Annotated in this window: 13 protein-coding genes; 5 read left to right on the forward strand and 8 right to left on the reverse strand. The window is 35.4% G+C overall.

Annotated elements, in window-relative coordinates; translation table 11 throughout:
• Positions 1–31: 31 nt before the first annotated feature.
• Both BGO84_RS17715 and BGO84_RS17720 read left to right on the forward strand, forming a co-directional pair.
• Positions 32–574, forward strand: coding sequence for a hypothetical protein (locus BGO84_RS17715; protein WP_135106021.1), 543 nt, complete (start codon positions 32–34; stop codon positions 572–574).
• Positions 571–3,495, forward strand: coding sequence for a hypothetical protein (locus BGO84_RS17720; protein ID WP_291031142.1), 2,925 nt, complete (start codon positions 571–573; stop codon positions 3,493–3,495). Before BGO84_RS17715 ends, BGO84_RS17720 begins: the two co-directional genes overlap by 4 nt.
• Positions 3,496–3,698: 203 nt before the next feature.
• Here BGO84_RS17720 and BGO84_RS17725 read toward each other — a convergent pair whose 3' ends face one another.
• From BGO84_RS17725 to BGO84_RS17760, 8 genes are all read right to left on the reverse strand, one after another.
• Positions 3,699–4,262 (reverse strand): PepSY-associated TM helix domain-containing protein, encoded by a 564-nt coding sequence (locus BGO84_RS17725; protein ID WP_291031144.1) that lies wholly within the window; start codon positions 4,260–4,262, stop codon positions 3,699–3,701.
• On the reverse strand, positions 4,231–4,779 hold the full coding sequence (locus BGO84_RS17730) for a hypothetical protein (RefSeq protein ID WP_291031145.1): 549 nt from the start codon (positions 4,777–4,779) through the stop codon (positions 4,231–4,233). Before BGO84_RS17730 ends, BGO84_RS17725 begins: the two co-directional genes overlap by 32 nt.
• Positions 4,780–4,786: 7 nt before the next feature.
• Entirely contained in the window at positions 4,787–5,962 is a 1,176-nt protein-coding gene (locus tag BGO84_RS17735) for a DUF4857 domain-containing protein (RefSeq protein ID WP_291031147.1), read from the reverse strand.
• 87 nt (positions 5,963–6,049) lie between these two features.
• A complete protein-coding gene (locus BGO84_RS17740; protein ID WP_291031149.1) occupies positions 6,050–6,721 on the reverse strand; it encodes a hypothetical protein in 672 nt (223 codons plus the stop codon).
• Between the two features lie 23 nt (positions 6,722–6,744).
• Positions 6,745–7,620, reverse strand: a complete 876-nt coding sequence (locus BGO84_RS17745; protein ID WP_291031151.1) for an ABC transporter ATP-binding protein — start codon at positions 7,618–7,620, stop codon at positions 6,745–6,747.
• Between the two features lie 49 nt (positions 7,621–7,669).
• Positions 7,670–9,283 (reverse strand): DUF6850 family outer membrane beta-barrel protein, encoded by a 1,614-nt coding sequence (locus BGO84_RS17750; protein WP_291031153.1) that lies wholly within the window; start codon positions 9,281–9,283, stop codon positions 7,670–7,672.
• 13 nt (positions 9,284–9,296) lie between these two features.
• Positions 9,297–10,628 carry a DUF4876 domain-containing protein gene (locus tag BGO84_RS17755; protein ID WP_291031155.1) on the reverse strand — a complete coding sequence of 444 codons (1,332 nt, stop codon included), beginning with the start codon at positions 10,626–10,628 and terminating at the stop codon, positions 9,297–9,299.
• A 52-nt stretch (positions 10,629–10,680) separates the two neighbouring features.
• Positions 10,681–13,647: a carboxypeptidase-like regulatory domain-containing protein gene (locus tag BGO84_RS17760; protein WP_291031157.1), complete on the reverse strand. Its 2,967-nt coding sequence runs from the start codon at positions 13,645–13,647 to the stop codon at positions 10,681–10,683.
• A gap of 260 nt (positions 13,648–13,907) precedes the next feature.
• On the opposite strand from BGO84_RS17760, the gene BGO84_RS17765 reads away from it, so the two are divergent.
• The 3 genes from BGO84_RS17765 (at position 13,908) to BGO84_RS17775 (ending at position 17,782) form a co-directional block, all read left to right on the forward strand.
• On the forward strand, positions 13,908–15,554 hold the full coding sequence (locus BGO84_RS17765; RefSeq protein ID WP_291031159.1) for an ATP-binding cassette domain-containing protein: 1,647 nt from the start codon (positions 13,908–13,910) through the stop codon (positions 15,552–15,554).
• Entirely contained in the window at positions 15,547–17,145 is a 1,599-nt protein-coding gene (locus tag BGO84_RS17770) for an ATP-binding cassette domain-containing protein (RefSeq protein ID WP_291031161.1), read from the forward strand. Before BGO84_RS17765 ends, BGO84_RS17770 begins: the two co-directional genes overlap by 8 nt.
• Before the next feature lie 166 nt (positions 17,146–17,311).
• Positions 17,312–17,782 (forward strand): pyridoxamine 5'-phosphate oxidase family protein, encoded by a 471-nt coding sequence (locus BGO84_RS17775; RefSeq protein WP_135105997.1) that lies wholly within the window; start codon positions 17,312–17,314, stop codon positions 17,780–17,782.
• The last annotated feature ends 3 nt before the right edge of the window (positions 17,783–17,785 follow it).

Here is a 17,785-nt window from a genome sequence, read left to right on the forward strand (position 1 = left end):
ATAGTTTGTACAAAATAAAGATTAGTAAATTATGAAAATATTTTATGCATTAATATTTTGCGTATGCACCATTTCTGCATTTGCGCAAAACAATATAGTAAAGGATGTAAAACAAGAGACTAATGGAAATTATTGGTTTCGTAGTGCCACAATAAATGTTCGTAACTATGAGACTAAAGCTGAAGTATTGACGCATACCTTTAATGACACCACATCTCTAAAAGGGATAAACAAGCTGCCATTTCCCATTCATCCCATATTCTTATCGGTATATATACAATCGGGAAAGCTAGCTGCTTGTACTCTGTGGAACAACCTCGCGGAATATAATGTAATCAATGAGGGAATGTTACTATTGCCAGCTAAAGAATCTGAGAAGGAAATAGATCCAAAACCAGAAGATAATTTTTCTTCTCCATATTCCTTATCTCCTCTGTACACTTTGACTATAGAAGGAAATACTGCAACATTTACTTTTCCAGAGATTTATGGAAATAGTGATTATAACTTCCCATTAGAGGGTACATTGACTATTGTTCTTGTTAAAGACGAATCTTATAAAAATATATTATGACAAAAAGAATTATTTATATATTCTCTTGTTTGTGTATAAGTTTACTTAGCTCGTCACAAATTGGAGCACAGACTTGTAGTCCCAACTTCACTGTAAGTACCCAAATAAAGAATTCTACCTGCTTGTCGAATGGAGAAATAACCGTAACATTGGGTGGAGATACCACAAATATTTTTAATGTGCAATACGGACTTAGTTCTGAGGGCGGTTTTTCTATAAATCCTCAAAGTGATCATGTGTTGCGAAATATACCTCCCGGTACATATCAACTGACTGTTCGAGCTTTTTGTAAAATAGACAGTGAGTATAGTACGGTTAAAAATCTCTCAAATCTGGTTGTAGGAGGTAATTACAAAGTACCGGAAGTATCGCTTAATTCTGATGTCTCACGTAAATCATATCTAGGATGTGGTACAGGTATTATTGCGCTGAATGTTACCAATGGCAGTGGAAATTTTGAGTTTACTATTACCTCGGCACCCGCAGGGGTTGCTACTCCGCAGACGGTGACGCCCACAAAGAGTGGAAATGTTTACACATTTCCTAACACAAATTACCCTGCAGGGAATTACACCGTACAGGTAAATGACGGATGTTATACATCAGTAAGAGATTTTACATTGGGTACTATTTCTGGATTTCCTACTTTTAGTAACCTTACTCAGACTGCTTTTCTCCCCGATTTGGATAATACTCAAGGTTCATGTGGATATGTAAAATGGACTGCCTCTTCTACTGAAATATCGGCTAATCCTGATTATAAAAGATATTATAATGATAGAATGTATGAAATAGGAGCAGCTCCCGCCGGACAGATACCAACCCAATGGTCAGACTGGAACAGTACTGCGTCTGGCGGAATGTTATTGAATATATCTCCTTATAATATAGCTAATTTTTATTCATCAAATAGTCTTGCTATTTATATACGATTGAAAGGTTGTAATGACATTTACAAAAGCTTCACTACGAATATAAAAAAACCTACGTATTTCACTTATTCTATGCGTGATCGCAATTGCAATAACTATACATATACCGTAAGACCATGGACAGATTATGATGGATTATTTTGTTATCCATTACATATTGTAGTAAAAAAAACAACAGGGGGAGATATCGTTTATAATAATCCGAACTGGTTGAACAGTGTCAACTCGAATGATATAATGACATTAGAGTATGATACTCAGTATACTGTTACGTGTACAGATCAAAATGGAACAGTAGTCACGAGTTCAATTTCCGCTATAAACCGGAACATTTCATTTACAACCAATAGATTTGATTGTGACAGTTATCAACTAGTTTATTATCTACCAACCGGAACCCATAAGTGTATACCTGTTGAGGTGACTATTACCGACCCCAATAATGTGGTGGTATGTACCCAAACCCTAACTAATACTGCGACTAATTATTCTTGCCCTTTAGAGTATGGTAAAACATATACATTCACTGCAGTTTATGCTGATGGATTTACTTATACTACTACACGTAATATAGCATCCACTCTACCGACAAGTTATGCATTGAGCACAAGCAGTTCGTACGATGATAAATGTACTGTAGATAAAGGACGCTTATATATATCCGCAAATGCAGGCTGGCCAATAGGAACGACTTTAACAATAACAGGACCGACTGGATATGTTTCACAATCGGCAACAATGACATCGTCATCTGCCTCTTATACTATGCCTGCAACAAACTTACCTCCGGGAACTTACACTCTCACAGTGAATCATGGTTGCGGAAATCCTATTGTCTCGACCTTCAATAATCCGGGGATATATAACTATAAAGATCTTGGATATACTAGTCAACAAACTTGTTCGGGGATGAAAATAACTCCAACGGGTACTATAACGTATAAACGTAATCCTACAACTACATATTACCGCTTAACTAGTGGTCCTACGGGATATGATAAAACAGTAATTGCCCCCGGCGGATCCTTTACTTTCTCTGCACCGGGAACTTATGTGCTAGGTATATTAACCGATAATAATTCTACCGCTTGTGTTATTGGTGATACAACGATTGTTTATACAGCTCCACCGTTAGATCTCGACCCTAAGGCTACTTCGGCATATGTATGTGTAGGAGGAACAACCGGAAATATTTCGGTGAAAGCTATGAATGGAGTTGCTCCTTATACCTATCAGTTGTGGAATGCAGATAATACAGTGAAAATATCAGGTGTTGCAGATATAACAACCAGCGGTATTGCTCATTTTACTTACGGGCTAGCAGATGAGACTTATACAATTCGTATCAACGACCAATGTGGAAACGCATTTAAGCAGCAGATAATGATATCAAACCTAGAGACGGCAAAAATAGTATATGCGAGTTCAAATCCGATTTGTACAGGAGGAACAATACAGCTTAAATGCATAACTCTGGGGAGCACTAATTATACATGGACAGGACCAAATGGTTTTACTTCTGATATGCAGAATCCGACTATTAGCAATGTAGATACAAATATGACAGGTTGGTATAAAGTATCAGTTACACCTGAGTTTTGTGGTATAGCGAAACTCGATAGCATACATGTTACAGTGACACCAGCTTTGCTACCCACACCGAGTACTGCAGACCAATCTTTAGAGGTATGTGTACGAGAACAAGTAACTCTAACGGCAGAAGTGACAGGTGGAGAGGGATTCTATACCTATCAATGGCAATCGAGTACAGATGGCATATCCTGGTTTAATATAGCCGGAGCTATCAGTGCTTCCTATATTCCTCCGACACAAATAAGATCAGGAACATATTATTATCGCAGAATAACCTCCGACACGACTTGCGGTACAACCTACAATCTGATAAAAGTAAATGTAAAGGGATGCTACATACTTGTAAATCCAAATATACGCAGTAAAATAGAGCGAAAAAAAGACGGGACTTTCTGACCTTAGCCCGAATAAAACTACATATTTAAAGATGCAGAGTAAATAGTCTTTTTCTATTTACTCTGCTTTTATATCATTAAATAATACCAACGTTTTTTTGTCTATTATTTGATATTAAGAATATTAAGGTATTATCAATAGGTATTGGTTGTATATAAAAAGAGTATGCTCAAAAAAACGAACATACTCTTTTCACTTATAAATCAAGAAAGCACTATATAAAGGACTGGTATTATAAGCCCCAATAGTAGGTACCATTTGCCCCGTCCACTAATACCATTTTTCCCTTTTACCATAATAAGACCTGACAAGGCAAAGAAAATGAGAGATACGGCAAAGAAATCTGCCATTACACTCCAGCCCTTTACTTTATTGTAATGAAGCTTATTTATCCAATAAACGAATTGTCGTTTGCTATGCTTTTCGTAATCCAGCATTCCACTTTCCGAATTGTAAACGCCGACTCCACCGTCTAGCATCAATCTAAGATGCTGATCATCTATCGATAGAATTTTCCGCAAAGGCGGAACATCTTTCCTATCGTTCCACCAATATGTCAACTCTTGCGAACTAAGTCCTTTTTCAGCTTGCAGAGTTATCTCTTCGGTATGAAAAGCCGGGTCTTTTCCGTTCATATGATTCAATAGAATTCCTGAAATCGCATAAACAAGACTTACACCAACCATCAGAAATCCTAAGTCCCTATGAATAATCCTTGCCCAACGGCGCAATGTTCTACTGCTCGACGATACTGAATTCTTCTCCATCTAAATAGTAAATGGCGTAATAATCTTTATTGTTTTTCTTCATCCAATCACGCATCTCGCTAATATTAGCAAGTTCGGCCTGGCAAGTTTCAGCAGAACCGTCTTCCTTCACTTTCTTTTCGTTGACATCTTTTTCGTACTGATCTATATATTCTTTAGTCAAACGACGTTCTTTTAAGACTCCGGTGATTGCTAATTCAGAACCTACTAATTCGCGATTAAAACCACCTATATTTCCTTTAGCTTCTACCCGCATAGATACATTTTCGTTGTCACCTACAATAAAGCAACGTTTCCCCGAATGCTTACATGTGTGTGTTACACTACCTTTAACTATTACTTTTTTATTTACTAATTGGTCTGCCTCAGCCAATAAGCTATCTAATGGATACATGGCAAGACCCGATACTTGAGTTACAGATGTCGAATCTGTATCATTTTCTTTATTATCTGTACTCTTGCTTGTGCAAGAAACTAAACAAATAGCCATATAGGCTAATAACATAATTTTTTTCATATACACTTTATTTATTTTTTGAATTAGGCAAGATTAACAAAGCTACTAAGCCAGCTATACCGGTTAAAAAGATATATATTCCATTAAAAAATTTCCTTTTAGAAGAAGCCGTTATAAAAATAACTGTCAAGAATGCTATAATTAGATTAACTGCAAAACCATAAATCCCTATATAGTGAAAATAGGGTTGTATATAGCTAGTCTCTGATTTTTCGAGAGTTAAATATACAGGAAATGTCCATTTAGAAACAGCGTCCCATCTACCGGGCGTACGGTCAATAGTATGCTCTCCAATTCTTTTTAGGGTTTCGGCATCTAATGCATAAATCTTTTTAGCAAAAGGTGTCACGACGGAAACAGTCCAATCAAACATGTTGCCCATCAAGATTACTTCGTCCTTTTGCATATCTATCGGATCGATATCTAATTTCACCGTCTTATAATTAGCTCCATCATTTTCGATAATAAATAGTTCGCCTTGTTTGCTGAAAAGAAATCCATAGAATCTTTTATCGGCAACTTCCAGCATCGAGAAATATGAAGCCTCGATCTTCTCCCCGATTTTTGTATTCTTTATATAAGGACGGTTGTTAACCATCTTCATATGGAATAATTGATTGTTAGCATCCAACACAAAATATCCTTCATCGTAAGGCTTACGTGAATTTGGATTTCCTATAAGCCATTGGGCGGGATACTGAAACCCTTCTTTGTCGAGAGCCTGTTGAAAAAGCCTACTTTTTTCAACTTCCAATGTATTGGTTTGCGCATCTATAAACTCAATGTTATTTTTAAGACGAAACACATCGTTCGGAATTTCTAATCCTACACGCTTAGGCATAGTTTCTAATAAAATATAAAGCCCATTGACAGGAGTATTTATATCTGAAGGCTTGTATTTATAAACAACAGATTTAGATCGGAGTAACTGCGGGGTTATTTTTTGCCCATTAATACTATCCGGCAATTTCCCATCAGTCATCAACTGACGATAATTCAACATTGGCATCAGGGAGTCGAAATGCGCTGTATTATATTTGTTCCCCTTCAAATCTTCCATCGGAAACTTTTTGTTTTTGTAGTCTATTAAGCCAATATCTTTTAGGATTGTACTGTAATAGGCAAAAGGATATTGGTCTGAGTTATATGTTGCTTTATTTACCAAAGCAGGAATTGCCCACATTCCTATTAAGGTTATGAACAGCAGTATAATTATATAAATAATATTTTTAAACTTCATTTCTGTAACTTTCTATCAATTAATATTCCGTTATTGTGCCCCATCTTTAAACCGATACATAGAATAGAAGGGAAAGAAAAAGCAAAGAATCATTAAAACTACAAGATATGGCATAAATGGCATGTAGGCTCCTGAAACGGAGCGGATGAATAGGAAAGAAAGAAAGCCAATAGAGGCCAATGTATATCCTATTCGTTGACGCCATACGGGTTCAAGGCTTATCCATGCAGCGAATAAGTATCCAAAAATACCAGCAAACAAATATGGTAGGTTTCCCCATATCATTGCTTTTATAATTTCGGAAGGATAATAGAAAGAAAAAGAAAACGATAAGACTAGATAGCTTAACAAAAAGATAAATAATAAGATGCCTATTCCAAAAAAGAGTAAGATGGACATAATTTTTGTTTCTAGCATAGGTAAATGCAAAGTCAATTTAAGGCGCTTGTCATGCATTTCAGGGGCAAATTGAGAAACACCTAATAAAAGACCAGCCAAAAAAGGAATCCATTGTACAAATCCGGGGAGAATAGGCATATCCTTAAGTATCACTGTAGACCAAATTTGTACAGCGCCTCCAAGGCGAAATTGTTGTCCTGTGTTTATCAGTGTGTAAATAATCAGAGCAACGAAGATAATTCCAATTAAGGTAACTACACGTCGGGTTTTAATCCATTCTTTAAATAAAAGAGCTTGTATCATATCTATTTGTATTCTGTTTCTTATTAATATTTACCTGTCAAACCTATAAAAGCGTCCTCTAATGTCAATGCTTCCTCTTTTACCTCAGCAACAGCAAAAGGAGCTAATTTTTGATTCACAGCTTCTATTCCGTCAAAGGAATAAGTTTCCCAGAACGATCCGATCTTTTCTGTATTCCATAATCCATCTACAACACCTATCTCTTCAGTCTTGGTTGTAAAGCGATAGCGTTTAAATTTATTAATGATATAACTTGTAGGTTGGTGAAGTAATATTTTACCATAATCGAGAATAATACAATCATCGATAAGCATTTCCATATCTTGTATTATATGGGATGTAAGGAAAATTGTTTTATCTTCGGCTGTCGCATATTCTTTCAGATATTCAATGAACAAGCGGCGATAGCCGGGATCTAATCCCATAGAGAAATCGTCGAGAATCAGCAAATCGGGATTTTGCGCAAATAGTAATCCGAGAGCTACTTGAGAACGTTGCCCGCAAGACATCGTACTTATCTTCTGAGTTTTAGTTACCTGTAGTTTTTTCAGCAATTCATAATACGCATCTCTGTTCCAATTTGGAAAAAAACTACTATAGAATTTCTCTATTTGTACAACATTAAAATACGTATGCTGTATATGTCCTTCGAGCAAAAGACCTATACGAGCTTTGGTCTGTGGCGTAAAGTGATCCATTTCTTCACCAAAAATTCGACACACACCTGCTTGTGGACGTAGATATCCGTTGAGGATATTTATAATTGTGGTCTTTCCCGTTCCATTTTTTCCGAGCAATCCTAATATCTTACCTTTCTTGACTTCAAAACTCAAGTCTTGGTAGATAAGTTTTGTTCCATAATAGTGTGTTATTTTGTCACACTGAATAATTGTATCCATAATTGGTTCTTTTATGATAGTTGTTCTTAGTGATTCCTTATTCTATTTATTAAAAGCCAACTCCTACCGATAGAGCCAGCTCATTAAAAGTTTTACCAATGTATTTGGTAGAAAAGGCATTTGTCAAAGCATAATTAAATTGTGCATACCCTTTTAGCTTGCCTGGAAATAGTCTTGAATAACGAAAGGTTACATTTCCTCGGACACGGTCTGTCGTCAGATATTCGAATTCCCGGTAAATATAACGATCTAAACTAACAGAGGTAGATCCCTGAGTGGAAGAATCATAAGTTCCATCCTTCTTTTCGTTACCTCCTCCTGAAATATAACCGAGTCCAAGAGTTAAACTATACTGATTTAATGATTTTAGAATATTACGACTGGCGGACATTCCTACACTCCATTGATTTATATCTTGTTTGCGGTAATTCGGATAAATAGAAACAGTTTGCTTCATATTATTTGCTTCTCCATTAATCTTCAATATCCATATAGGAGAATAATCTTTTACTCCAAGATATGCGGTATACCCAGCACTAAATTTCCAGATTGTCTTATTCAACATTTCTTCTTGGCTAGAATAGTCAATCACGTTAGTTCCATTGGGTAGCGTACTTCTTTGATATGAATTTTCATAGTTTTTGAGCAATTCTCTACTTATATTAAATGAGAGTATGTGGCGATCGTTACTATTTAGCAATGTCAAATTCCCCCGATACTCATTTATTTTAGAAGTATGTTCTGTATATAGAACAGACGATGTGCCACGCTTACCATAATATCCGTCTCTCCACTTCAAAGTCAATTCATTAAAAAATAATATGTTAGGAGATAATGTAAAATTTAATTGAAGGGATATTCCTTGAAACTCTTCAAATAGAGGCTTGAAAGTATTAGCCTCTGTATAACCATCACTTTTACTGAATCGTACCTGATGCCCATAAAAAACACCAAAGTCTATCAATGAGTTAAACTGTTGATCCGTATTCCCATATGATTGAAAACGTATTTCTTCGATCCTACGTCGATATGTATAATTAATACCAGCCTCCCAAAATGGAGATATCCGGTAAGCAGCTCCTAATGTGAGTATCAAGTCCATTTCTCTGTTTTCATGACGAAGATCTTTAAATTTGGCATAATTAGAAGTTTTATAATCTAATTTTGTTCCTACATTAAATCCTCTGGCAAGTTCCGTACTAAATGCCCCTGTCAGATGATATATATCTAACGCTTTTTTCCCCTGCGTACTATCTGCATATTCCACTATGTTGAATGGGCTTACATAAGGATCAATAAAGGTAGCTCCCCCCATATTTTTGCCTTCAAAATGACTATAATTTACATTTCCATAAAATACTGTTTTGGAATTTAATCGATATAAAGATTTCACATCTGCTCCAGATTGGAAACTATTATCAGACTGAAAGTAGTTTCTTAACTTACCATTTTTCTTATTAAAATAAGCTTCTGCATAAGAAAGATTGTCGATAGTAATAGTATGAAGCCCGGCTGCATTATCAGAATACAGCCAGGGATTTGATTCTTGTACATACTCATAACTTTCCCATCCTGTTTTTTCGTATTGCGCAATTAGCTTTTTTGGTATACAAAATCCAATCAGAAGCAAAAGAATCGTTATATTATGTACTTTTTTAGCCATTATTTTTTGTTTATTAATCTTTCAGCGAAGCTTTCTTACGTTGATGAAAGTCGTTTGTTGAATTATTGGTATCTTTATATATAATGCGCGCACCATTTTTAATTGAAGCTTCGGCATCGATTGTACTTGGATCGGTTGTTCCATCTTGTTGATCGGTTGTTCCCAATGAATAATTATAAACCAATTTCCCTGCATTACTTTCAACTGCTTCCGTTGCTTCTTTATCTACATTACGGTATATTGAGTACCCAAAACCATTAATCATTGTTACATATCCCGCATCAACGGTAGATGTTAGTCGCTTAACGCCATCAACTCCTTGTCCTTTTATTTCTACACCATCAAGAATCCATTCTACCGGAATCTTTAAGCTTACTAATGCCGTACTTCCGAAATAATCTTCTCTTTTTGTTGCATCACTAGCAAATGCTGCCGGAGTTGTTCCTTGTGTATTAAAAATGAAGAATGTTGGAGATATAGTACTTAAAGGCCATGCATTACCCGCTCCATAAACCGATGCTGACAAGTAATGACTTGTAGGAATAACAGAAGCCGGAGAAGGATAAGAAGTCGTATTTGTATATTGTCCCGAGATATCATATGTACAATAATATTCAGAGTTCGCTAAATTTACCGAATTACTATAGGTTGTAGTATTGTCTACTGCATTTTTTAAAGCAATTACAATTTGCTTACCGGACGCTATTTTTACCGGATTCTTAAAATACCAGATAGCTGCTCCTGCCGGAACCCATCCTTCTGCCTCATACGAAAGCTTTCCGTTCGAATAGTATTTATTAGCAGATGTAAAATTGTAAGGTATAGTTGTACCTAACGCTGTATTTTCCAAGCTCAAATCAATACTTGAGTTATTATACAACACAACGTATGCATCATTCTGAAATTTTCCCGATCCATCATTCTTTTGACATCCCCCAACATATAATTCTTTGATAACTATTTGTCCTGTCTTGGATGCATTCAATTTTAATTCAACCGGGGCGGCACTAACCCAATTATTTCCAATCGTAAGATTCGATTGGCCATTCAAAACATAAGAGCTTCCACCAACGGCCCTATTATCAGTTGCTGTTACCTGATAGATACCTGTAGAGACTTTAAAAGATGCCTCCCCCGAAGCGTTTGTTGTAGCCGTATATGCTGCTTTCGTAGTTGTATTAACGAGTGTAACAATAACATTTTCAGATGAAGTGTAATCATCCGGATAAACCAGTTTTACAGCCACATCATAAGTTTGATATTTATCATTATCATCAGTGTCATTACAAGAAGTTCCAATTGTAAGAACTGCTATTAGTAAGAAAAATAATTTTTGTAAATTCATAAGTTACTTTTTATATGTTTATATTTATTTTACATCTTTCTCAACCATCCTTTTACAATTTGATACGAAGAGTTAGTCCGTAATAAAATTCAGGTAAATAACCTGAGCCGAATAAAGAATATTCACTATTATTTTGTTTATTCTTAACCTTTGCAACATTATTAAAAAAGTTATTTGCCAGAAATGATATTGAAACATGATCACCCAACTCTTTTGTCACATTCAGATTCGCCGAAAAATATGCGGATATATCTGTAGGTTTGAAATAGTAATTGACATTTGACCGAACCACCATTCTTGCCAGCTCGTTGAATAAAGCGGAATCATTATCTTTGGCCCATAAGAACTTTTCTTTAAATGGGATTTTTGTATTCATATCATCCAAGCTCACATAATATAAAGGATAAAGAGCAACAAAATAGTCTCCTTTATAGATATTTGTCTCTGAATTTGAAGGGATGTAATCACTTCTATTGTCTATTACAAAACCTCGTGAACCGGTAGATGATTCGCTCAATTTTTGCTTATAATCGTACAAGCAACTTTCCAATCGAAGAGATACTATGAGGCGTATTGCTGGTATATGAGTACTTATCGAAAGATTATTTGTTATTTTTTTAGAGAGGCTGCCATTAGCAACTTCATCTGTACCTTCATATAGACCGATATATTTATAAGGATTTCCATCAGCCATATTTTGAGAAAGGCTGGGCGAATATGCTATCAACTTTGTTTTTAGACCCTTATAATAGTTGTAAGATCCATCTACTTGGAATGAAGTATGAATAGAGGGGATTTTTCCGAAATTAATTACCCATTCCAGCCCTCTTTTCGAAAAATCAGATTCATTGTAATAATAACTATTGGTCTTAAATGTATTCCTTTCTTTATAAGCTAACTGTTGGCTAGGCAAATTCCCTGTCAAATCTGAAACGGTAACTATTCCGGTAGTCTTATCTATTGCGTATGAACGGTTAGCTTCAGGAATTAAATTATTGTCAAGTGCTGTCTGATCTGTAAATTTATAAGAATACGGAGTGTATAGGGCAGCATCAGCATAAGGGGCTATTGTCTTACTATTATAGGCTAGTAACGAAATATCTACTTGTCCAATACGAGCATTGAATTCTAATTCTATTAAACGGCTTCTTTGCCATTTAAGATTCGGATTGTAAATAGTTGTACTGGGCATCGTATTATATGCGTAATACGTTGTATTTTCTGCCGTTGTACCTGGTGTAAAGACCAATCTATCCTGATAGGTAGGAGTTGGATTTAATATATATGAAGAAGGAAGCTTTACAGCATCTCCAAATCCTGCACGTAAACTCATTAAAGAAAGAGTGTTTTTGGGACGATTCCAGAATATATATTTTGCACTAACCCGAGGAGACAAGCTATTAATTGTTCCGTACTCGGATTTACTTATATATGTTAAATCACTTCGAAGACCAATTGATGCCTTTAATGAAGTTTCACTAGGTAAGAGAAAAGCTACCTCATTTTCGGCAAAAAGAGCCAGATTATTTACTGCAGACTGATCGCTATATTTATATTCTCTCCATGTAGGAGCATAGCGCATATCGGTATAATATATTCCCTTGCCTAGATTTGTAGTCCGATTAAAATCTGATCCAAGCATGAATCGATTAGTAACATCTCCGAATTTTCGTACCCAATTAGCTTTCATCTTTGCCGTAAACAAAAGAGGTTTACTATCTTCTCTTCTTGTTGTATACCAATATCCTCCGGGGATCAGTATAATCTCGGCATTCGGGTTGATGTCATACAAAGAACCAATAAAATAACCAGATTCTGATGTATGAATAGCAGCAGTTGAAGTATTACTATCCTTGTTTTCTTTCTTCTCAGATTGTAGATCCGAATAATTAAGAGTTCCCGAAAATTCTAATTTAGTAATCCACGGTTTGTTAATTAGCCAATCTAGCTTCATATTCAACCGAAGTGCATTATCCCTTTCTTTAGTGTAAGTATCTACAAAAGCATCCGGATCTCCTTTCGAATTATAGCCTCCAACATTCCCGGTCAAACCCAAAGAAAAATTTAAAGGATTATTCCGATATGGATTAAATACCTTGGAATAAATCAGAGATAGATTGTTCCGGACATAAGTCGTATAAGGCGAAGCTATATCGGAGTTGGATTTTGTATGCTCAAAACTCGTATTAAGTATCCCCCACTTCTTTCCTAGGAGGAAGCCTTTGTCGATAGCTATAGATTTCGTATTCGGCTTGGTACTTAGTTCTATATTTAATGGCGATTTGCCTTTCTTGGAATTTATACGTATCATCCCATTAGATAAGTCTCCATGCTCGACAGAAGGAACTCCGGTTATAACCTCTACAGACTCAATATTATTTGAAGCGATATTGCGGGTATCAGCCCCCTTTACTTCTTTTATAAATTGACTATTGTTGGATATTCGTACACCATCGACTTCAACTACTGTTCCAAAAGAAGATAAGCCTAGTTCACTTCCTCCGTTAGAGCGAAGATTGAAGCTATCAGCAGCACCCCTAACGCCAGCTAAATGTGTTTTTTTACTGGTTTGACCCCCAGGTAAAAGAGCTGCTATTTCAGTGATATTCAACACTTGTATCTGATCCAATGCTGCTCGTTCGATAGTATAGGCTGTTGTAAGATCTTCCACTTTCTTCTCTGCAGTAACAACTATTTCATTCAATAGTAAGTTATCCTCTGCCAAATAAAAAAGCAGATCGTTTTTATTCTTATCTACTTGTATTTTGAATGCTTTTTTCTCATATCCCAAAATAGAAATATTCAGCTCAAAAAATCCCGCCGGAATATTTTTAATAGTGAATTTCCCTTCAATGTCGGAAGTAACAGCTAAGCCAAGATCTGAGATAGAGATTGTAGCATACTCTATGGGCGTCTGATGTTTCTTGTCTAAGAGTTTTCCCGATATAGTGTAGAACTGGCAATATGCAGATTCAATAATGCATAAAAATAAAAAGCAGAGTAATAAACTCTTTTTCATTGATTTTATAAAATATTAGAAATGCAAATTTAGTTGTTGAAAGAAAGGCCTTCAATCGCATTTTCTTGGTATTTTAGGTCTAATTAATAACATATAGTAGGTATCTCGACTCTGTTTTTATAAAATAGCTATTAATATTACCTAATTTGTTTCTTGTAGTATAAAACCAGGATTGAGGAAAATCATTACTATATGTTGTAACAACATGGAGTAATTCATTATCTTTGTTGATGAATGAACGAAAATTATAGATAATCATTATGAGTTCAAATCAAGATAATGCATCCCGATGGCTGAGTAAAAAAATAGCAGAAGCCAAAGGTTCATATATTGTAGCTGCGGTATTTACTATTTTAAGTGCGGTATCTTTTATCGTTTTTTGCTGGTATTTATCACAATTTGCAGCCTTATGGCTTAATCGAGAATTACTTCAGCCAGACCCTCTCCTATATTCATTAGTGTTTCTTACGGCTAGATATATCTTTGCTCATTTTGCTTCGATATTCAACTATAAAGCGGGAAATACGATTGTATCCAAAGTCAAAAAAAATCTATATCCCATATTATTAAACAACAATAAATTAGACTCTGTAGCAAGCACTCTCTATATTACCAGAATTTGTGAGGATTTGAAACCTTTTTATGCCTTTTTTATTCCATACGCAATGGCATCTCTTTTGGTTAGTGGAATGATACTTGTTGTTAGTTTTTGGATCGAAAAATGGGTTGGTCTTACACTGTTGGTTTCATTGATTGTTATCCCAATGCAAATGATAATAATAGGCATAGGTGCTGAAGCTCTTCATAAAAAACACATTAATCTCTTTTTGAAATATTCAGCTGTATTTTATAATCGCCTTCAGACTATTGCCGAAATAGTTAATTTAGATAACTTCAGACCTCAATATAATTTCTTGTCAGAAAAAAGTAAGGAGTTAAATAAAGCAACGACTAATGTCATGCGAGTGGCTATTTTATCGTCAGCAGTATTAGAATTATTTGTTACTATTTGTATTGCTGTCGTTGCAATCTATTTAGGGATGAGTCTTCTCGGTATTATGACAGGACCTAATTACGGAAAAGGTTACGACTTTCAGATTGCATTATTTTTACTAATGATGTCTCCTTATTTTTTCTTTTATTTACGGAAATTCGTGAGTGCCTACCATGACAGAAACAGAGCTGTGGCTGCAGCAAAATTATTAATACCAATATTAAATGAAGGCATCGACACAACTTCAATCAATATCGATCTTCAGTTTAACAATTTAGCTATTAACAATTTGAACTTCGCTTATCCCGATTCACCGGTGAAAGTTCTACACAATATTAATGTACAATTTCCTTCAAAAGGACTGGTATTAATAAAGGGAATTTCGGGCTCAGGAAAATCAACCTTGTTGAAAATATGCTCCGGAAGCCTGTATTTACAGGACAATAGCATTTCAGTAAACGGAAAGGATGCTAAGTATTCGCAAAAGTGGCTTAAAACCAATTCTTCATACATGAATCAATTTCCTTTCGTTTTTGACGAAACTTTGAGATATAATGTTTTCTTAAAAAATGAAACGAATAAATCACAAGAATACCCAGAGTTTTTAGATAAAATACTTGCTAAAAAGGACGATGGTTGGGAAACTAAACTAAGTCATAATGGCAAACAACTGTCAGGAGGAGAAAAACAATTAGTTACACTTGCCCGAATGATGTTGTATCCAAAACCAATAGCAATATTAGATGAGCCTACAGCCAATCTGGATCCCGATACAATCGAAATTATCATTCCGGAGATAATGAAATTAGCAAAAGACCGATTAGTAATAGTCGCTTCTCATGAGAAAATGTTCGATAATGTAGCGAATACAATCGTAAACTTAAATTGGGGAGAGCAAATGAGTCATGAATAAATTTATAAGAGTATATATATTAAAGCCCTTAGCTGGCAAATGGTTGCGAGGTACATTTCTTCTACTATTGTGGACGATCTCTTTTATTGCTCTTCCGGCTATCTCAGGATGGTTTTTGGCGATCTGTAGTGTGGTGTTTGTTACTGCAAGTACTACCTTTTCGTATCTGGTACCATCTGCTATAATCCGTTTAATGGCATTTTTCAGAACGGCTGCAAGATACTTTGAGCGATTAGAAAACCACAAAGCCACACTAGACGCTCAGCAGAGCTTGCAATTAAGAATTTTTCAGTCCGTAGCCAGATTTCCCTATTTCAAAAAACAGGTAAATAATAATTCTACACTACTCGAGAACAGTACACATGGAATCGACCAGATATTGAACCACATTCTTTTGTGGCTTTTACCTTTTACGGCACTAATCATTTCACTCAGTATATATTTTTTCTTTCTTATTGTCTTTTCTCAAACTATTGCAATAGAATTTTTGATTTCATCTGCTATTCTTTTATTTATTATTCCTCAATTAATTTTTAGGAAAAACAGAAGACTCTATGAAGAACTAAAGATATGCCGCGAAGAGAACAATCAAGTTCTTATACAAAGCTTTAGAGGGAGAATAGAAATATCGAAATACAGTTTGGAAGAGAAAGTTATCGGACAATACGAACAACGGCTATTACGCCTCGAAGAATTGGAAGACAAGTTACAAACCAATTCATTTTGGTTGCAGCTAATTGCGGGACTCGGTTTTAGTTATATTGCATCGCTTGTACTATGGAGTTCAGATGGTAATGGCATAGATGCACCTACAGCCATCGGGATATTTTTCGGTATTATGGCACAGGCCGAATTGGCAGAAATGCTATTTTCGGGAAAATCGGAAAAGAGTGCTGTTGCTCATCAAGTTGAAGATGTTGATAGAATTATCAAGGATGGGGAGAAACCTCTGGAAACTGTAATCGTACATTCAAAAATGGAGAGCCTAAGTCTTAAAGATGTGAGTGCAATGATCCCTGAGACATCTGTGACTACTTCAGAGGTGTCATTAGAAATAAGAAAAGGTGAATGGATTTCACTATTCGGAGAGACTGGAAAAGGAAAAACGACTTTATTAAACAGCCTTTTTTATCCTGAATACCATAGAAGTGGATCGTTAGTCTGGAATAACAATATTGAATTGTCTCATCTACCTGTTCCTGAATGTATTTATGTTACCCAAAAAGCTTATTTATTAACGGGAACATTGCGCGAAAATTTTGAAGGTAATCCGGACGAAGCTATTGAACACGTACTAGATACAGTAGATCTTACTAGCTGGCGTTTATCGCTTCCCGATGGACTAGATAGCTGGTTGGGAGAGAACGGCGAAATTCTGAGTGGTGGGCAGCGTAAGAAATTACTTCTGGCACAAGCCTTGCTTAAAAAGCCACAACTATTAGTTGTGGATGAACCAACAGCCGGTATTAGCTCCGAAAATGCTATTGCTATATTTCAGAATATAAAACGTGAATATCCAGACATTACAATTTTAATGGCGACTCACCTAAAAGATTTTGAATATGTATCAGATAAAATTGTAAGGATATAAACGCTCTTAGACAGTTATAAATATTTACTTAAGGTTTTTATTCCTTTTTTCAAGTTATATCCTGAGATCGCAACATCTGGCCTATCATTTTTTATTATATCTGCACCATAAAGACAATCCTAAAAATAAATATTTTTGTAATATACTAATATAAAAAACTATTATCATGCAAGGAAGAATGAAGCATCATCAGTTATCGAAGATAGAGATAGATGATGTATTGAAAAAAGCAGAAGTTGGACGCATAGGTACACACAATGAAAATGGGTATCCATATGTTGTCCCTGTACATTTCATCGTCTATGATGAAAAAATATATATCCACGGACTGATCAAAGGACAAAAGATTTCAAACTTGACTAAGAATGATAAGGTTGGATTTGAAGTGGATGAAATGGGTGCAATCATTCCTGATAACGAAAATGTTTGTGATACAAATACTGCATTCAGAAGTGTAATTATCTTGGGTACAGCCAAAATGGTAGAAGATAAATCGCTCAAAGAAAATGTGCTACATGCTGTTGTTTCAAAATATACCCCTCAATTATCTCATTTGAGCTTTCCTGAAAAAATGCTGAAAGCAACGGGTATTATAGAGATAAATCCAATTGAAATCACAGGGAAATATTATAAATAAAAG

Source organism: Dysgonomonas sp. 37-18 (assembly GCF_001899125.1).
In the GTDB taxonomy this organism is placed as follows: domain Bacteria; phylum Bacteroidota; class Bacteroidia; order Bacteroidales; family Dysgonomonadaceae; genus Dysgonomonas.